General features: G+C 68.7%; 18 protein-coding genes. 3 read left to right on the top strand and 15 right to left on the bottom strand.

The window, feature by feature from the left end; translation table 11 throughout:
- The first annotated feature begins 31 nt into the window (after nt 1–31).
- Entirely contained in the window at nt 32–1,540 is a 1,509-nt protein-coding gene (locus ACIQTX_RS06640; protein ID WP_402970421.1) for a PucR family transcriptional regulator, read from the top strand.
- Between the two features lie 107 nt (nt 1,541–1,647).
- Here the strand turns inward: ACIQTX_RS06640 and ACIQTX_RS06635 are convergent, their stop codons facing one another.
- The 6 genes from ACIQTX_RS06635 to ACIQTX_RS06610 are packed head-to-tail and all read right to left on the bottom strand — an operon-like array spanning nt 1,648 to nt 6,652.
- The gene (locus ACIQTX_RS06635) at nt 1,648–2,520 is read right to left on the bottom strand and encodes a MurR/RpiR family transcriptional regulator (RefSeq protein ID WP_258131632.1); all 873 of its coding nucleotides are present in this window, start codon (nt 2,518–2,520) and stop codon (nt 1,648–1,650) included.
- A complete protein-coding gene (gene phnE, locus ACIQTX_RS06630) occupies nt 2,501–3,337 on the bottom strand; it encodes a phosphonate ABC transporter, permease protein PhnE (protein WP_402970418.1) in 837 nt (278 codons plus the stop codon). Before phnE (ACIQTX_RS06630) ends, ACIQTX_RS06635 begins: the two co-directional genes overlap by 20 nt.
- The gene (phnE, locus tag ACIQTX_RS06625) at nt 3,334–4,161 is read right to left on the bottom strand and encodes a phosphonate ABC transporter, permease protein PhnE (RefSeq protein WP_402970415.1); all 828 of its coding nucleotides are present in this window, start codon (nt 4,159–4,161) and stop codon (nt 3,334–3,336) included. Before phnE (ACIQTX_RS06625) ends, phnE (ACIQTX_RS06630) begins: the two co-directional genes overlap by 4 nt.
- On the bottom strand, nt 4,158–4,982 hold the full coding sequence (gene phnC, locus ACIQTX_RS06620; RefSeq protein WP_402970412.1) for a phosphonate ABC transporter ATP-binding protein: 825 nt from the start codon (nt 4,980–4,982) through the stop codon (nt 4,158–4,160). Before phnC ends, phnE (ACIQTX_RS06625) begins: the two co-directional genes overlap by 4 nt.
- A gap of 1 nt (nt 4,983) precedes the next feature.
- Nucleotides 4,984–5,973, bottom strand: coding sequence for a phosphate/phosphite/phosphonate ABC transporter substrate-binding protein (phnD, locus tag ACIQTX_RS06615; protein ID WP_105528204.1), 990 nt, complete (start codon nt 5,971–5,973; stop codon nt 4,984–4,986).
- A gap of 43 nt (nt 5,974–6,016) precedes the next feature.
- Nucleotides 6,017–6,652, bottom strand: a complete 636-nt coding sequence (locus tag ACIQTX_RS06610; protein WP_402970408.1) for an HAD family hydrolase — start codon at nt 6,650–6,652, stop codon at nt 6,017–6,019.
- 118 nt (nt 6,653–6,770) lie between these two features.
- Between ACIQTX_RS06610 and ACIQTX_RS06605 the strand changes: the two genes are divergently transcribed.
- Nucleotides 6,771–7,424, top strand: coding sequence for an amino acid deaminase (locus tag ACIQTX_RS06605; protein WP_402970405.1), 654 nt, complete (start codon nt 6,771–6,773; stop codon nt 7,422–7,424).
- 147 nt (nt 7,425–7,571) lie between these two features.
- Here the strand turns inward: ACIQTX_RS06605 and ACIQTX_RS06600 are convergent, their stop codons facing one another.
- Together ACIQTX_RS06600 and ACIQTX_RS06595 are read right to left on the bottom strand one after the other, a co-directional pair.
- Nucleotides 7,572–7,979, bottom strand: coding sequence for a riboflavin kinase (locus ACIQTX_RS06600; RefSeq protein ID WP_402970402.1), 408 nt, complete (start codon nt 7,977–7,979; stop codon nt 7,572–7,574).
- A complete protein-coding gene (locus ACIQTX_RS06595; protein ID WP_051250960.1) occupies nt 7,976–8,485 on the bottom strand; it encodes a flavin reductase family protein in 510 nt (169 codons plus the stop codon). The genes ACIQTX_RS06600 and ACIQTX_RS06595 overlap by 4 nt, the downstream gene beginning before the upstream one ends.
- 103 nt (nt 8,486–8,588) lie before the next feature.
- On the opposite strand from ACIQTX_RS06595, the gene ACIQTX_RS06590 reads away from it, so the two are divergent.
- The gene (locus tag ACIQTX_RS06590; protein ID WP_028502412.1) at nt 8,589–9,194 is read left to right on the top strand and encodes a PadR family transcriptional regulator; all 606 of its coding nucleotides are present in this window, start codon (nt 8,589–8,591) and stop codon (nt 9,192–9,194) included.
- Between the two features lie 2 nt (nt 9,195–9,196).
- On the opposite strand, the gene ACIQTX_RS06585 is transcribed toward ACIQTX_RS06590, so the two are convergent.
- From ACIQTX_RS06585 to ACIQTX_RS06555, 7 genes are all read right to left on the bottom strand, one after another.
- Nucleotides 9,197–10,081 carry a ribokinase gene (locus ACIQTX_RS06585; RefSeq protein ID WP_402970398.1) on the bottom strand — a complete coding sequence of 295 codons (885 nt, stop codon included), beginning with the start codon at nt 10,079–10,081 and terminating at the stop codon, nt 9,197–9,199.
- Nucleotides 10,074–11,453: an NtaA/DmoA family FMN-dependent monooxygenase gene (locus tag ACIQTX_RS06580; protein ID WP_402970395.1), complete on the bottom strand. Its 1,380-nt coding sequence runs from the start codon at nt 11,451–11,453 to the stop codon at nt 10,074–10,076. The genes ACIQTX_RS06585 and ACIQTX_RS06580 overlap by 8 nt, the downstream gene beginning before the upstream one ends.
- A 143-nt stretch (nt 11,454–11,596) precedes the next feature.
- Nucleotides 11,597–12,445: an ABC transporter permease gene (locus ACIQTX_RS06575; RefSeq protein WP_029260973.1), complete on the bottom strand. Its 849-nt coding sequence runs from the start codon at nt 12,443–12,445 to the stop codon at nt 11,597–11,599.
- Complete coding sequence (locus tag ACIQTX_RS06570; protein WP_105528206.1) at nt 12,438–13,235, bottom strand: ABC transporter ATP-binding protein; 798 nt, start codon at nt 13,233–13,235, stop codon at nt 12,438–12,440. The genes ACIQTX_RS06575 and ACIQTX_RS06570 overlap by 8 nt, the downstream gene beginning before the upstream one ends.
- On the bottom strand, nt 13,235–14,338 hold the full coding sequence (locus ACIQTX_RS06565) for an ABC transporter substrate-binding protein (protein ID WP_402970390.1): 1,104 nt from the start codon (nt 14,336–14,338) through the stop codon (nt 13,235–13,237). The genes ACIQTX_RS06570 and ACIQTX_RS06565 overlap by 1 nt, the downstream gene beginning before the upstream one ends.
- A 231-nt stretch (nt 14,339–14,569) precedes the next feature.
- Nucleotides 14,570–15,181: a TetR/AcrR family transcriptional regulator gene (locus ACIQTX_RS06560; protein WP_028502418.1), complete on the bottom strand. Its 612-nt coding sequence runs from the start codon at nt 15,179–15,181 to the stop codon at nt 14,570–14,572.
- A gap of 37 nt (nt 15,182–15,218) precedes the next feature.
- Nucleotides 15,219–16,775, bottom strand: coding sequence for a glucoamylase family protein (locus tag ACIQTX_RS06555; RefSeq protein WP_402970387.1), 1,557 nt, complete (start codon nt 16,773–16,775; stop codon nt 15,219–15,221).
- Nucleotides 16,776–16,939 lie beyond the last annotated feature (164 nt).

Raw genomic sequence — 16,939 nt, 5'->3', positions numbered from 1 at the left:
TCACCCGCGTGTATAAGAGTCGGAGAACGTCATGGCCGCAAGTGCTGAACCGACGCTTCGTGCACTCCTGCAGCGGCGCGACCTCGGCCTCGCCCTCGTCCCCCTCGAAGCCGACATCCCGGAGGGCGCACTCGACCGCCCGTTGCGGTGGGTGCACAGCTCCGACCTCGCCGATCCCACACCGTTCCTCTCCGAAGACCTGGCGCTGCTGACCACCGGCACCCAGTTCGATGAGGCCGTCAGCATCGACACATATGTCGGACGCCTCGCCGACCGTGGCGTCCTCGGTCTCGGCTTCGGCACCGAGGTGCACCGCTCCGGCATCCCTGAGGAGCTCGTGGCCGCCTGCGCCGCGCACGGGATGCCGTTGTTCACGGTCCCCTATCGCACGCCGTTCATCGCCGTCGCCCGCGCGCACTCCGAGACCATCGCCGCCCAGGCATACGCGCGGCGGTCCTGGGCACTCGACACCCAGCGCGCTCTCGCCCTCGCAGCCCTCCGCCCGCACGGCCTCGACGCGACGATCGCAGAACTCGGCCGCAGGCTCGGCGTGTGGGCGGGGATGTTCGACGCCGCGGGTGCGCTCACCCTCTCCCACCCTCGGGACGCGGTCGGCCCACCGGTCCTCGACGGGCTCGGCGACCGTGTGATGGAGATCCTGACGCGTGGGCTCGAAGCCGGGCAGTCGCTCAGCATCGATGAGCACTCGTTCATGCTGTTCACGGTCGGGCGCGGCGGACACCTCCGGGGAGTGATCGCATTGGCCCTCGACGCGCTCGACCCGGAAGCACGGTCGGTCGTCACCTCGGTCATCGCCATGGCCGGGCTCGCGATGGAGCAGAGCGAGCAACTCGCCAGGAGTCGCCGGCGCCTGCACGCCCAGCTGCTCGGATCGCTGCTCACCGACGACCCCGCCCTCGCCAGGCGTGTTCTGGGAAGCCTGCCTCCCGCCCCGGTGGTCGTGGCCGTCGCCGCAGACGCCCCGGCCGGCCCGATGGCGGAGTGGTGGGAACGGCACCGCGCCGAGCACGGCACCTCGGTGTTCCTCGCCGAATCCGAAGACGGCGTCACGATGTGCATCTCCGCCGGCGACGACGCCCTGCTCGACGAGGTCGCCGCCCGCTTCGGCATTCGCATCGGCGTCTCCGCCCCCGACACGTACGACTCGTTCGCTCGCGCACACGCGCAGGCTCTCACCGCGCTTCGCCAACACGGCACGCACGGGGTCGCCCGGTACGCAGACACCGTGGGCTCGAGCATCCTCACCGCCCTCGCGACAGACGAGGCGCGCCTGGTCGCCGAGTCGCGCCTCGCACCTGTCCGCGAGCACGACGCCCGCACCGGTGCCGAGCTCGAACGCTCGCTGCGGACCTGGCTCGAACACGACGCCAGGGCCGAATCCGCCGCAGCAGCCCTCGGCGTGCACCGGCACACGCTGCGCTCCCGCATCGCCCAGGCCGGGGCGCTGCTCGACGTCGACCTGTCGACCTTTCCCGCCCGCGCCGAGCTCTGGACGATCCTGCAGACCGCCCGCGACTGAGCCCTCGGTGAGCCGTTCCGGTCGCACTTCATGCTGCCCCGACGCCGTGCGTGCGACCGGAAGTGCGACCGGAAGTGCGACCGGAACGCCGAGAACGTGCGACCGGATCAGTCGGTGGCGCCCTCGCCGAGGTTCGCGGAGACGACCTCGAGCGCATGCGCGCGTGCCAGAACGGCATCGTCACCACGTTCGGCCGTGACCGCAGCGGCGAACACCTCGGCGAACACGAGGTAGGCCACGCGGGAGGTGTGCTCGAGCTCGTCGCGGAAGCTCACCCCGGTGGGGGCGATCACGAGCGACAGCGATGCGACCTCGGTCAGCGCCGAGGAGGCGAACGAGGTCAGTGCGATGACCGTCGCCCCACCCAGGGCCGCTGCGGTCGCGACACGCAGGCTCGCCTCGTTGGCGCCCGATCCACTCACGACCAGGCACACGTCCTCGGAGGTGAGATGGCGAGCCGCGATCTGCTGGGCGATGGCGTCGGCGATGAACTCCGCCGAGCGTCCGGCGGCGGTCAACCGCATAGAGAGGTCGTTGGCGATCGGTGAGGACAGACCGTTCGCGAGCACGAGCACACGGCGAGCGGATGCCGAGAGCCGCACGGCTTCGGCGACCGCATCCGGGTCCAACAGGCTGGCGAGCGCGGGGAGCGAACCGGCCAGACGGTCGATTTCTCCCCGCATGCGCCCGAGAACTCCGGGACCATGATCGACGGCCGCCTCACCGGGCCCGCTGCCGAGTTCGGAGGCGAGCGCGACCCGCAGCTGCGGGTACCCGCGGTAGCCGATGCCCTGACAGGTGCGCACCACGGTGGCTCGTCCGACACCGGCCCGATCGGCGAGCTCCTGGGCCGTCCATTCCACGACCTCGTCGGCCGATTCGACGATCAGTTCGGCGACGCGACGCTCGGCGGGCTGCAGTGTGTTGAGCACGGCGGCGATGCGCGCCGTGGGCGGGGCACTAGGCGAGAACACGGGCACGGGCTCCCTCCATGATCCGGCGACGGATGGCACCGGAAGCCGCATCGATCAGCATCGTCACCACGACGACCACGATGAGCAGGACACCCACCGTCGACCACTCACGGTACTGGGTGTACGAGGTGAGCATGTCGCCGATCCCGCCGACGCCGATGAGTCCGAGCACGGCCGAGGAGCGCACGTTGATCTCGAAGCGGTAGAGCCAGAACGACCAGAACGTCGGCTCCGCCTGCGGCCACACCCCCCAGCGCAGCACCTGCAGGGTGCCGCCACCGGCTGCGCGCGCTGCCTCGATCGGCCCGCGCGGCACGGCCTCCACCGCCTCGTACCCCCACTTGCCGAGCGTGCCGACGCCGTTGATCGCGAGAGCGAGCGCCCCGGTGAAAGGGGTGAGCCCCGTGACCGAGAGGATCACGATCGCGATGATGATCTCGGGGACGGCACGGATCAGTGAGAACAGTCCGCGCAGGAGCGTCCGCAGCCAGGCCGGACCGAATCCGCGAGCGGCGAGCAGGCTCAGCGGTGTCGCGAGCAGGCTCAGCGGTGTCGCGAGCAGGATGCCGAGGATCGTGCCGACCCAGGCCATCTCGATGCTGCGCCAGGTCTGCCACAGTGCCTCCGGCAGCTTCTCCCAATTCGGGTCGGCGAACATCAGGAAGGTATACCGGATGATCTCGGACGGCAGGTCGGCGAGGCGCGACCAGTCGATGTCGATCGACCAGAAGGCGAGCACCACGATGCCGGTGACGAGAGCCCAGCCTGCGATCAGCCAGGGCCGGCGGGGCTTGGCGGGGATGTCGGTGAGCGCCGCGCTCATACGAGCCTCCGTCGGATGGCGTCCGAGACGAGGTCGATCACGATGACGACGATGAGGATCTCCAGGATGATGAGCGAGAGCTGGTCGTAACGGTAGAACGTGCGCACCGCGTCGATGAGCAGACCCATGCCGCCGGCTCCGACGAGACCGAGCACCGTCGAGGCGCGCACGTTCAGCTCGAACACGTACAGGGTCTGGTTCGCGAAGGCGGGCCAGGCGTCGGGCAGAGCGAGCGTGCGGTTGATCTTGGTCTGTGTCGCACCCACCGCGCGTCCGGCCTCGAGGGGGCCGCGGTCGTTGGTGTCGATCGCCTCCGAGACGAGTTTGACGATGATGCCGACGTTGAACAGCAGCAGCGCCAGAATGCCGGGGAGCGCGCCCACCCCGACCATCGCGACCAGGATCGCGGCATACAGCAGGTCGGGGACGCTGCGGATGATGTTGAGGATGCCACGCACCATGATGCGCACCGGCGTATTCGGGTTGGTGGCGCGTGCGGCCCAGAAACTGAGCGGCAACGAGACGAGCGCACCGATCGCCGTCGCGATCACGGCCATCTGCAGCGTCTCGACCAGAGGTGCGACGGTGCGGGGGAAGAAGCTCCAATCGGGCAGGAGCAGCTTCACGATCTTGTCGGCGCCGTTCTGCCAATTGCGAGCGATGGCCGAGAAGTCGACGCCGATGCCGATCACCGGCAGGCACATCACGACCGTGACGGCCACGACGGCAGCCAGGATCACCGGTCCCTTCCACGCGCCCGACGGTCGGGCGGGAATCTCGAGGGCGGGGATGTCGAGGGCGGCGGACTCCGGGGCGCTTCTCATGCGTCCAACCGATCGTCGGGGTTGAGCGAGCGGCCGTAGATGCTCTCGAAATCGGCATCCGTCGCACTGGTCGCCGGACCGTCGTAGACGATCTCGCCGGCGCGCATGCCGATCATCCGCGCACCGTACTCGCGGGCGAGATCGAGGAGGTGCAGGTTCACGAGCACCGTGATGCCGAGGTCGCGGTTGATGCGGCGCAGGTCGTTCATGACGCCATGGGCGGTGGGCGGGTCGAGGCTCGCGACCGGCTCATCGGCGAGGACGATACGGGGTTCCTGCGCGAGAGCGCGGGCGATCGCGACGCGCTGCTGCTGGCCGCCGGAGAGGTCGGAGGCGCGGGAGTGCAGCTTGGGGAGGATGCCCACACGATCGAGTGCGTGGTAGGCGAGCTGCTTGTCGGCTTCCGGGTAGACGCCCAGGAGTGTGCGCCAGAGCGGCGTGTGCGCGAGGCGCCCGACGAGCACGTTCTGCAGCACACTCGCGCGACCTGCGAGGTTGAACCCCTGGAAGACCATCCCGATGTCGCCGCGGAGGCGGCGAAGCGTGCGCGGCGAGGCACCGCTCACCCGATGCTCGCCCACGTCGAGCGTGCCGGTCGTGACCGGCACGAGCCCGTTGATCGTGCGGATGAGCGTGGATTTACCTGATCCGGAGAGTCCGACGACGGCGACCATCTCGCCGGCCCCGATGTCGAGGGAGACGCGATTCAAGCCGATCGTGCCGTTGGGGTAGCGGACCGTGACCTCGTCGAGGCGGATGGACCACGGCGTGGACGCCGCAGCCGGAGCTGCGGCGTCCACGTGCTGGATCTGATCGGACAATTTACTGGAGCCCCAGAGCCTGCGCAGCGCGGGCCACGACGTCGAGCGAGTCGGGGTCGGCCGGCGCGAGCTTGGTGATCGAGTAGATGCTGGTGAGGATCTCAGAGCCCTCCGGGGTGTTCGAGAAGTCCTCGAGCGCCTTCGTGATGCGGTCCTGCAGCTCGGGCGAGAGGTCGGACGAGAGCGCGACGCCGTCGTTCGGGATCTCCTCGGTCATCGCGAACACGACGACCTTCTGGCCGACGTCGGGGGTGTCCTTCGCGACGATCGTGCGCGCGTCCCAGAAGCTGAAGCCCACCTCGGCGTCACCGTTGTAGACCGCGAGCACCGAGGCGTCGTTCGCGGTGACCGGGATCTGCTGGATGTCGGTGTCGGTGTCCAGGCCCGCCTCCTGCAGCGCGAGGATCGGGTAGATGTAGCCGGCGGGTGATCCGGGGCCGAGAACGGCGACCTTCGCCCCCTTGACCTTGTCGATGCTGTCGAGCCCTGCCGGTCCCTTCATCGCGTCGGCGCCGTTGCAGAACAGCATCCCGTCGCGCTCGACCGGCTCGTCGTCGCAGTACTTGTCGGGGTTGTTGGTCATGAACTGCGCGGGGTAGGTGATGTTGCCATTGCGCTCGGTCTGCAGCACGACCTTCGCGTCGTACATGTCGTTCGCCTGCCACAGCTGCAACGACGGCAAGAAGCCGATCTGCGCCTGGCCAGCGCCCATGGCCTCGACGGCGGCCTGGTAGTCCTTCGACACCACGCCGGTCACGTCGATGCCGAGTTCCTTCGTGAGGTAGTCGGTGAGTGGCGCTGCGGTGTCCACGAGCCCGTCCTGATCCTGCGAGGGCACGAGGGCGAGCACGATCGAGTCGGGGTCGGCAACGGGGGCTGCGGAGTCGTCGGGTGCTGCGGTGCTGCTGGAACAACCGGCGAGCGCCACGGTCAGCAGGGCGCCGACCGCGACGACGCCCGCTGCGGAGGAGCGGAAGAGAGAGGTACGCATGTTCATCCTTCGATGGGGGTGGGTATGTGAGGGAGGGAGGGGCTCAGCCGCGCAGCCAGGCTTCGAGCTGGGGAACCAGCGTCGAGAACTCGGCAGCGCGGAAGGTCGGGGTGGCGTCCGGGTCGGAGAATCCGCCGATCAGCGCGGTCGCGTGGCCGCGGGCGTGCGCGGGGGCCAGGTCGTTGTGCCAGATGTCGCCGATGCTCAGCACCCGCGCATCGTCGGGGAGTTCGACGAGCAACGCTGCGAGGCCCTGGGGCTTGCCCGCGCCGGTGACGATCCGGTCGAACAGGCCGCCCAGCCCCAGGCTCTCCAGCGCGTCGACGATCCGGATGTCCGGCGCATTCGTGACGAGGATCCGCTCGGCGTCGGCCGATGAGAGGAAGTCGACGAGGCCGACCGGTGCGGTGATCGGAGCGTCGGGGGTGCCGAGCTGCGCGCGGCTGGCGAGGTAGGCGGCACTGAGGAGGCGGGCATCCGCTCCCCTGGCCTCGGCGACCCGGCGCACCGCGTCGTAGCCGTCGAGCGAATCACCACCGGCGGCGGCGAGGACCGCGCGGGTGTCGTCGAGGAACGCATCGTCACCGAGGCCGGCAGCGACCTGTTGTGCGTAGGCGAGGACCGGACCGTCGCCGAGTGCGATCGTGCCGTCGAAATCGAAGAGGAGAATAGAGTTCACGGAGTTCTTTCTGTGGGGACGCTCCGTCCATAATGAGGAACGATTGTGGACAGAAAGTCCCGAACGCGTGAACGCCGTGTGAACAATCCGTCCACGCGACTCGCGTATGGTGAGCGCCGTGTCCGAACTCGAAAAGCTCGCGAAGGCGGCGAACCTCGCTGCAGGCGGAACAGCCTCCGGCGCCCGCACGGCCATCGATGCCCTCCCGTGGCTGGCACCCGCGATCCGTGAGGATCGCAGTGCCGGCCGCTTCGCCGCGTGGGGTCGATCGACGGTGGTCGATGAGAATACGGGCGTGGCGGTCATCCCCCGCGCCCTGTTCGAGGAACTGCATGAGCGCGCGGGCATCGATGCAGACTGGCCGATCGGCAACGCCGGGCTCTTACATTGCTACGGCTATCTGCTGTCGCTGGAGCCGACGCCCTACGGACTCAAGCGGGACCGCTGGACCGAGGGCGAACTGGCTCGGGCATGCCGCCTGCCCCCGGATGCGTTCCAGCCCTGGCTCGAGGGACCGACGCTGCTCGCGCGAGCCACCTCCGCGGCGACCGCACTCGCAATCGATCCGGCCGTCGGCGCACGCCAGAGCATCGGCGGACGAGAGGCACGCCTGGCGCTCAGCACCGCCCGCGGCCAGGCTGCGCTCACCTATGCGGTCGCCCCGGTCGTCGGCACCGCACCCCTGCTGGTCACGATGTTCCCGGTCGCCGATGCTGCTGCCGCCCTCACGGAGTTCCAGGCGGATCCGCGCCTGCGCTGGAACGCCGTCTAACCCCGGGCCTTTCCGCCTGGTGGGGTTCCGGTCGCAGTTGCCGCCGCGCGCGCGGGCGACAGGGCGGCAACAACTGCGACCGGAACGAGGGTCAGGGACCGGAACGAGGGTCAGGGGCGGACCTGCGCGCGACCGGAGAGCAGCAGATCAGGGACGGGTCTGCGCGCGACCGGCGAGCAGCAGTCGACAGCGGACGACGTCGTCCGCAGTCTGCGCGATCAGGGCGTCGACGCCGTCGAAGCGCAGGGTCGGGCGCAGACGGGCGACGAGTGTCACGGCCAATCGGCGACCATACAGATCGAGATCCACATCATGCAGGTGCACCTCGACGCGTCGCTCGCGGTCGCCGTCGAAAGTCGGATTCGCTCCGACACTGACGCTCGCCGCCCAGGGGGTCACATCGTCGTCGATGCGCGCCCACGCCGCGTAGATCCCGTCCGCCGGCAGTTCACCGCGATCGAGCGCCAGGTTCGCCGTCGGGAAGCCGAGCTCACGACCGCGACCGTCACCCGGGACGACCACTCCGACGATCGTCCCGAGCGGCGAGGCGCTCACGCGCTCTCGGGCGCGGCGATCGAGCGGTAGCGGCTCTGGTGGAAGACGAGCGGCTCGACGTCGTCGAACAGGGTGATGTCGGCGATCTCGTACAGCGCGATCTCGTGGTCCCCGCCGTCGAAGGTGCTGTGCAGGCGGCAGGTGAGCCAGAGCGCCGCATCCGAGATCAGCACGGCCCCGCCATCGGTGCGCTTCCAGTCGTGCCCGCCGAACCTGTCGCCCTCCCGCGCCGAGAGCGAGCGACTGAGCGGCTCGTGGTGTGCAGCTAGCACGCTCATCCCGAGCTCGGGCACCGTGCGCAGCACCGGCCAGGTCTTCGAGGTGCGGGCCGCACTGATGGCGACGAGTGCGGGTTCGAGCGAGATCGACGTGAAGGAGTTGACCGCCATCCCGACGGCTCGATCGTCGATGTGCGCGGCGAGGGCCACGACACCGGTCGGATACACCGAGAAGGCCCGGCGGAGGGCGAGGTCGCGCGGCAGGGCGTCGGTCACGGCAGTCGTCATTTCGGCTTCCTTTCGTTAGTCAACTTTGACTAGTTTTGATAATAGGCAATTTTGATCATGCAAACAACAGGAATCTGCGATGCCAGCCGTTAGCATGAGGGGCATGTCGACCACCCGCCTCGTCGTCCTCGGCGCCGTGAAGCAGTTCCAGCCCGTGCACGGGTACTTCCTCCGCCGCGAGCTGATGACCTGGCACGTCGACGAATGGGCGCACATCCAGCCCGGATCGATCTACAACGCCCTGCGCGCCCTCGAGGTCGACGGCTACATCGCCGAGAGCGGCACCGAGGCCGAGGGCAAGCGCCCCGCCCGCACGACGTACCGCATCACTCCGGCCGGCGAGGTGGAACTGCAGCGGATGCTGCGCGAGAACCTCTGGAACGTCGCAGCTTTCGACACACAGGCCATCATGACGGTCGCCTCGTTCATGTTCGTGCTGAGCCGGCAGGAGGTGATCGCCGGTCTCGAGCACCGCCTCATCAAGAGCGACGCGATCATCACGCAGAACGGCTTCGACGTGCAGGACACGCTGCGCTCCGAGACGACGCCGAAGTACGTACGGGAGATCTTCGACCTCTCCACCGCCCGTCTCACCGCCGAGAAGCAGTGGCTGCTCGACCTGCTGGAGCGCCTGCGCGGCGGTGAGTACACCTTCGCCGGTGAGACGGTCGAGGGTGCAGCGCCGACCGATGCCGCACCCTCGAACTGACCTCAGCGCGACGAGACGAGTGCTGTGATCGACGCGGGCGAGAGCTCCGACGTCGTCGCCCCGCGATGCTGAGCCACGACGGCTCCGGCGGCGCAGGCTCGGACCAGAGCATCCTCGATCCTCTCCCCCTGGGAGAGCGCTGCGGCCAGCGCACCGCAGAAGGCATCGCCGGCACCTGTCGAGTCCACCGGATCGATCCGGAACGCATCGATGTGCAAGGTCTGCTCGTCCGTGCGGTGCAGGGTCACTCCCCCGGCGCCTTGCGTGAGCACGACGGTCCGCGCTCCGGCCGCATGCAACCGGTCGATGCCGTCGAGCTCGGAGCACTCCGTCTCGTTCACGACCAGCACATCGACATCGGCGAGCATCCCGATCGTCGCGGCGTGTGCGGGCGCGGCGTTGAGGATGGTCAGAGCGCCGGCTCCCCGCCCCGCACGCAGCGCGGCGGCCACGCTCGGGGCCGGCACCTCCAGCTGCGCGAGCACGACCGCTGCTCCCGCGATCCCGGCGACGGCGTCATCCGGGGCGAGCTCGGCATTCGCGCCGGCCGCGACGATGATGCTGTTGTCGCCGTCGTCGAAGGCCAGCACGTGGGCGACGCCGGTCGGAGCATCGGCACTGCGGCGCACGGCCGCCACCACTCCGGCATCCGCCAACGTCTGCTGCAGCACGTCAGCCGCCTCATCCGCTCCGACGACCGCACAGAACCGGGTGGGCGCCCCGCTGCGGGCGGAGGCCACGGCCTGATTCAGGCCCTTGCCTCCGGAGAAGCGCCCACCGGCCCGGCCGAGCAGGGTCTCGCCGACGCGGGGAGGACGCGAGACCTCGACCACGAGGTCGAGGTTCGCACTCCCCACGACGGCGACACCGGTGAGGGTGTCAGACACGCGACATCGTCCGCCGGTACTGCGAACCGGTGTGCGAGTCGGCGAGCGCGGGGGTCGGCGTGCCGATCAGACGCTCGCGCAGCGACTGCGGCTCCGACGAAGGCTCGACGATCGCGCCGCGCTCCTTGAGGATCGGCAGCACATGCTCGATGAAGTCGACCGTCGATGCCGGCGGGATGACGGGGGCGAACAGGAATCCGTCGAGGTCGGCGCCGTCGGCGAGCTCGATCATCCGGTCCGCCACCTGCTCGGGCGTGCCGACGATCGGGCGGGCACCGACACCGTGCGCGTGCCAGTCGCCGAGCACGTCGCCGACGGTCTTGTCGGCGAAGCGGGCGACCTGCGTCTGCGAGAGCTCGGTGCTGAGCTCGGACATCGGCGTGCTCGGCGCATACGCCGAGAGGTCGAGGCCGGTGAACCACGCGTACGAGGCGACCGTGACATCGGGGTTCTGCGCGTCGGCGACCTCGGCGTACTTGCGCCGGGCCTCCTCCTCCGTGCTGCCGACGATCGCGGCGAACGCCGACATGATCTTCACATCTTCTGCCCCGCGACCGTTCTTGACGGCCTCCTCACGGATCGCCGAGGAGTGCGCACGCAGCTGCTCCACCGAGCCGCTGCCCACGAAGATCGCCTCGCCGTGCTTGCCGCCGAACTCACGGCCTGCGGGAGACGCTCCAGCCTGGAACAGCACCGGGGTGCCCTGCGGCGAGCGCTGTGTGTTGCCATAACCGTGTGAGCGGAAGTAGGGGCCGTCGTGGGCGATGCGGTGAACCTTGGACGGGTCGGCGAAGCGGCCGGCCTTGTCGCGCTCCAGCGCCCCCTCTTCCCAGGACTGCTCCCACAGCTTGTAGACGACCTGCATGAAGTCGTCGGCCATGAGGTAGCGCTCGTCATGGCCGACCATCGGCACGCCGAAGCCCTGCACCGCGGTGTCGGCCGTGCCGGTGGTGACCACGTTCCACCCGATGCGGCCGCCGGAGAGGATGTCGAGGGTCGCCATGCGGCGCGCGAACGAGTAGGGCGGTTCGAGCAGGGTCGAGCCGGTGGCCACGAGACCCAGGCGCGTGGTCTCGGGAATGAGGGCGGCGAGGATGATCGCCGGGTCGAGACGCGGCAGGTCGAGGCCTTCGACGGAGCAGATGTCGGGACGCTCACCCGCGACGTCGGCCCAGCCCCAGGCATCCGCGAGGAACAGGAAGTCGAACCCGGCGTCCTCGACCATGCGCGCGGTGTCGCGCCAGTACTCGAGCTTGTCGAACAGGTAGCGCCCGTTGTCGGGGTGGCGCCAGGTCGCGGTGCCGGAGTCGTTCGCCTGCGCGTTCTCGAAGAGGCCGAGACGCAGCGGCTTGACGGTGTTCTGATCGGTCATGTGCGGGTGCCTTCCTTGTGGGTGGTTCGTTCTGGTGGTTCCGGAGTGGTTCTGGTGGTTCCGGAGTGGTTCTGGAATGATTCCGGGCACGCCGAAGGAACCCGGGACGGGTGGGGGCGCCCGTCCCGGGATGCGGGTGCGCGTCAGCCCTTGGCCGTGACCTCGCCGTCGCTCCACCAGAGCACGCGCTTGCGCACCAGGGCGAGGACGATGATCAGCAGCACACCGAGCAGGCACAGCAGGGCGATGCTGGCCCAGGTGACGGGCAGGTTCGCCTGTGCGGCCGAGGTGGTGACGAGCGAGCCGAGACCGGCCTGCTGTCCCGCCGCGACGAACTCGGCGACCGCAGCACCGACCACCGCGAGCGGCAGGGCGATGCGGAGACCGGCGAACACGTAGGGCATGCTGCCGGGGAAGCGCAGCTCGCGGAAGATCTCCCACCGCGAGGCGTGCAGCGTCTTGAAGACGTCCATGGCCTTCTGATCGACGTCGCGCAGACCCGCCAGCGAGTTCACGAGCATCGGGAAGAAGACCACGAGCCCCGTCACGATGAACTTCGGCACCATGCCGAACCCGAAGGCCACGACCAGCGCCGGGGCGATCGCCACGATCGGGGTCACCATCACGATGATCACGAGCGGCATCACGGCCCGCTCGATGATCTGGAACTCGGCCATGACCACGGCCAGCAGGAAGCCGGCGAGGATGCCGGCGGAGGCGCCGACCACCACTTCGAGCAGCGTGACGAGGAAGTTCGACCAGTACATGCCGGCGTCGTCGACGAGGCTGCCGCCGATCGCCTCCAGCGTCGGGAGCACGTACGGGTTGGTCCAGGCCACGACCTGCCAGAGCAGCGCGGCGATCACGAACGTGATCAGGGTGGGTCCCCACGATCCCCAGCGCAGCCAGGCGGGGATGCCCCGATGCGGCTGGGCCTTCAAACGGGCGGTCGCGAGGGTCGCGGTCGTGTCTCTCATCGTCAGCTCAGACATGGGCCTTCTCCGTCTGCGCGCGCAGCGCATCGCGCACGACTGCTTCCATCTCGCGGAACTCCTCCGTGGCATACGACTGCTCGTCGCGCGGCCGCGGCAGGTTCACATCGATCACCTGGGCGATGCGCCCAGGATGCGCGGCCATCACCACGATGCGGTCGGAGAGCATGATCGCCTCCGGCACCGAGTGCGTGACGAACATGACGGCCTTGCGGTTGGACTGCCAGAACTCCAGCAGGGCGATGCGCTGCAGGTCGCGGTTCATCTCATCGAGCGCCGAGAACGGCTCGTCCATCAGCATGATGGCCGGGTCGAACACGAACGCCCTGGCGATCGCGGCGCGCTGCTGCATGCCGCCCGAGAGCTGACCGGGATACTTCTTCATCGCCTGTCCGAGCCCGAAGGTGGCCAGCAGCTCCTCGGGGTCGCGCAGAGCCCGCCCGGAGTTCGCCTTGGCGTTGATGCGCACCGGCAGCTCGACGTTCTCGCGCACGGTCTTCCACGGCAGCAGTGCGGGCGACTGCGGCACGAGGCCGATCTTCTTGTCGCGCGAGGCCGCGGTGACGCTCTCGCCGTCGATCGTGACGGTGCCGGAGTCTGCGTCGAGGAGGCCGGCGACCACCTTGAGCAGCGTGGACTTGCCGCAGCCGCTCGGGCCGATCACCGACACGAACTCGCCCATGCCGATCGTGAGGCTCACATCGTCGAGCACCGTGACCTTCGCGCCGTCGGCGCCGAAGGACTTCGAGACGTTCCTGACCTCGACGCCTGCTCCCTGTGCGACCGACATCACTTCGCCGGCCACGTCAGGGTGTCGCCGTCGTAGAGGTCGGCGACGAGGTCGGCGTCCATCATGTCGGCGATCGCGGGCAGGTTCTTGACGTCGCCGTACTTCTTCACGAGGGCGTACTCGGGCTCCCACATGGACTCGTTCTGCACGCCGGGGTTGCCGCCGGCGCTCTCACGCACCCACGCGGACTCGACCTCCCACGTGCGGGCGAGCTGGTCACGCGGGAACGCGGCGCCCTGGTTGTTGTCCTCCGCCAGCTTCGCGAGCTTGTCGATGCAGGCATCCGACTCGTCGAGGCAGTACTGCAGCGCCTTGAGGCTCGCCCGCATGAAGTCGGCGGCGACCTCGCGGTGCTCGTCGAGGAAGCGGGAGTTGACCTCCATCACGTTGTACGTGCCCTCGACACCGAGGTCGGAGGGGAGGAACTCGCTGAACGGCAGCCCCTGCGCCTTGAGCGACTGCGGCTGGTTGGAGGCGTAGCCGACGATCGCGTCGACCTGCTCGCGCACGACGACCGTGGGGTCGTAGTTGGTCATCTTCACCATCTCGACCTTCGACACGTCGACACCGGCTTCATCGAGCATGGCGGAGGCGATCGGGGTCAGGTTGATGAAGTACCCGAGCGATCCGCCCTCGAGGTCTTTCAGGCTCTCGAGCTTCTCGTTGCCGAAGATCGAGAACGGCGGGGTGGTGCCGTAGGTGGCGACCGCGGTGAGGTTCTTGCTGTTCGCCGCGGCCAGCATCACATCGGATGCGGAGCCCAGCGCGGTGAACTGCGCCTGACCGGATGCCACGAGCTGCTGCCCGTTGGCGCCTGAGGCGTTGATCTCCACATCCAGGCAGAGATCGTCGAAGTAGCCCAGCTCCTCGGCGAGGAACACGTCGAGCTGACCGGCACTGGCGGAGTAGCCGTAGCCGGAGATGTAGGTGATGGTGCCGGCATCCTGATTCCGCTTGCAGGTGTCGGTGTCGCTCGCACTCGTGGGGGCGGTATCGCCGCCTGGCGTCTGCGCGGAGCATGCTCCGAGCGTCAGCGTGGCGGCGAGAACGCACGTCAGGGTGGCAGTGATGCGGAATCGGGTTTCCGCAGAGGAAGTAGCCATGAGGGTCCCTTCTCGGCCGTTCGTCATTGATGGCTCGACGAAAGTAACATAGTCAAGATTGACTAAGCAAGATCAAACTAACTTTTGACGAAACATGGCGTTCGGGCTGGCGTCGAGTGCACGGGAACTCGTCGAGTGCACGGCTTGGCGACGCGCAGAAGCCGTGCACTCGGCGGAAACCCGTGCACTCGGTGCCGGCGCTCGGGAGCGCGGGGGGGCGCGCGGGCGGGGTCAGCGAGGGTAGAGGTAGCGGGTGACGAACTCTTCGAAGAGCGGGACCATGTCGACCGACTCATCCAGGAGCCACTGCAGCTGGATGCCGTCCATGACTGCACTGATCAGACGCGCGGCGAGCACGGGGTCGATGTCGTCCCGCACCTCTCCAGCCTCCTGCCCCTGGCGGAGGATCTCCACGGCTTCGTCGGCTCGGGCCCGATAGCGCGCGGCGAAATCGGCGTGCGAGGGATGCTCGGGGTCGGTCGCCTCAGCCGACACGATGGCGTACAGCGAAGTGAGGCCGCGCGAGGTCTGGTTGTGCGCGACGACTCTCTTCGCCTGCTCGAGGAGGGTGTGCTCGGCAGGGTCGCCCGCCGCCGCCCGCACCTTCTCGTCGCGCTGGTGCAGCACCTCGGCGAACAGCTCCTCCTTGTCGGCGAAGTGGTGCAGGAGACCGGCCGGCGTCACACCGACGCGCTTGGCGATCTCCCGCAGGGACCCCCCGTGGAACCCGGTCCGGGAGAAGACGACGAGCGCCTCGTCGACGATCGCCTGCCGTCGCGCCTGCCCCGTGGCGTAGGGGCCACGAGAACCACGCCCTGCCGCCGGCTGACCGTCCGCTCCCACCGCCCACTCCCCTCCCTCGGGGTGGGGAAGAAGCGACTCAGCCCTTGTAGCCGTCGCCTCCCGCTCCCCACGACGAGCCGAATTCCTGCTGTCGCATCGCGGGACGCAGAAGCTTCTCCATCTGGCGATCCACGAAGTAGTCCTTGAGCTTATCCTTCGTGAGCTCGTTCCCGATCGCCGCCATGATCATCGACTGGTCGAGCGAAAGGTAGCGCTCGGCGATCGTGCCGCTCTTCACCGCGACCGCGTCGTAGAACCCGCCGGGACCATAGGCGCCGAGGTCGTTCTCGATGCCTTCGAGGTTGCTCAGCACGCCCTTGCGGTCATAGGGCAGCGCGAGGAACGCGGCATGCGGCGTCACCACGCCGTCACCGAACTCGGGGGTGGGATTCTTGCCCGCCGCGCACCCCGGCCGGTCGACGTCGACGTCGGTCTTCTCGGCGTCGGACGTGTAGCCGTCAGAGCGCATCCCCGCGATGTCGACGCCGTACTCCGCGTATCCGCCGAAGGGATTGCTCGCGGGCGAGAAGCCCCAATACCCGTAGCCGGCCCCCTCGAGCCCATGCTGCTTCTGCACGGCGACCGTGATCGGATGGTTGAGCTTCCACGACTTCGGCCCCCACTTCGTCTCGGGGACGAGCAGGTCGGGCATCAACGACTCGAACATGCTGCCGCCCCAGCTCGGAACGAACGACATCCCGCCGTAGCTGTAGGCGCCCTCCCAGACCTCGACGCCGCTGTAGGTGCGGTACTCGCCCTCGGGGAGCTGCTCCTGCCAGGCCCAGTCGCAGCCCGGCGGCATCGTGCGGTGCGTGCCGTACAAGGCGGTCGCCGGGATCTGACCGTTGGCGATGCCGAGGTAGGTCGCGATGCGGCTCTCGCTCACGGTCGTGTCGTAGTGATGGCACGTGTAGTACGCGGTCTCGCCCGATCCGTTGTACATCGGTGCCGCGACGCTGCACTCCGGCGGCGCCTCGTCCCAGAAGCCGCCGCGGTTGGTGCCGGCGGGGAGGCCGGCGGCTCCGGCGGGGTCGAAGAACGAGGCGAAGTCCATCGAGTCGTAGAGGGCGTCGGCCTGCACCGTGAGCGTGGGGTCGGCCTCCCGGACGATGCGCAGAGCCGCGGCGAGCCATCCGTTGTCCACGGTGCTGAGGAACGGATACACCGGATCACCGGAGTCGGGCCAGGTCGTCAGCTTCTCCCCCGTCGTCGGCGAGTACCAGTTGTAGAACATCCCGCTCGCTTCGTTGCGCTCGAGTCCTTCGAGGGTGTCGAGCGTGGCGGACATGCGGATGCGCGCCTCGTCGGCACCGATGATGCCGAGGTCTCGCGCCGTCACGGTCGACCACAGGTATCCGCCGATGTTCGTCGGCGAGGTGTAGGCGCTGGGGGTCTGCAGATCGCCGGTGACGTTGTCGGCGGGAAGGCCCGTCTCCTCATTGGTCATGGCCACCAGGGAACCCCAGGTGTCCTGCGCCCACCGCTTGAGTTCCGCATTGCCCTGACGACCGTCTCCCGCCGCAGCCGGCCCGGCGAGGGCCAAGCCCGAGACGACCAGCCCGACCGTCGCCAGTGTGCTCATCCACCGCTTCATCGTGTCTCCTCATCGAGAACGGGCGCCGCTGACCGGAGCCACTCAACACGCGAAAACCTAACACGTGTTCAGTGTTCACTCAACCCCTCTTCGCGAACGTTTCGCGGCTTCGGCGGAATACTGCCCAGCCGCCGTTCCGGTCGCACTTGCTGTCGCTTTCGCGG

The organism is Microbacterium sp. NPDC090281 (assembly GCF_044769635.1).
Taxonomy (GTDB): domain Bacteria; phylum Actinomycetota; class Actinomycetes; order Actinomycetales; family Microbacteriaceae; genus Microbacterium.
The sequence above is the reverse complement of the archived record's forward strand: the minus strand, read 5'-3'. Positions and strand labels throughout refer to the sequence as shown.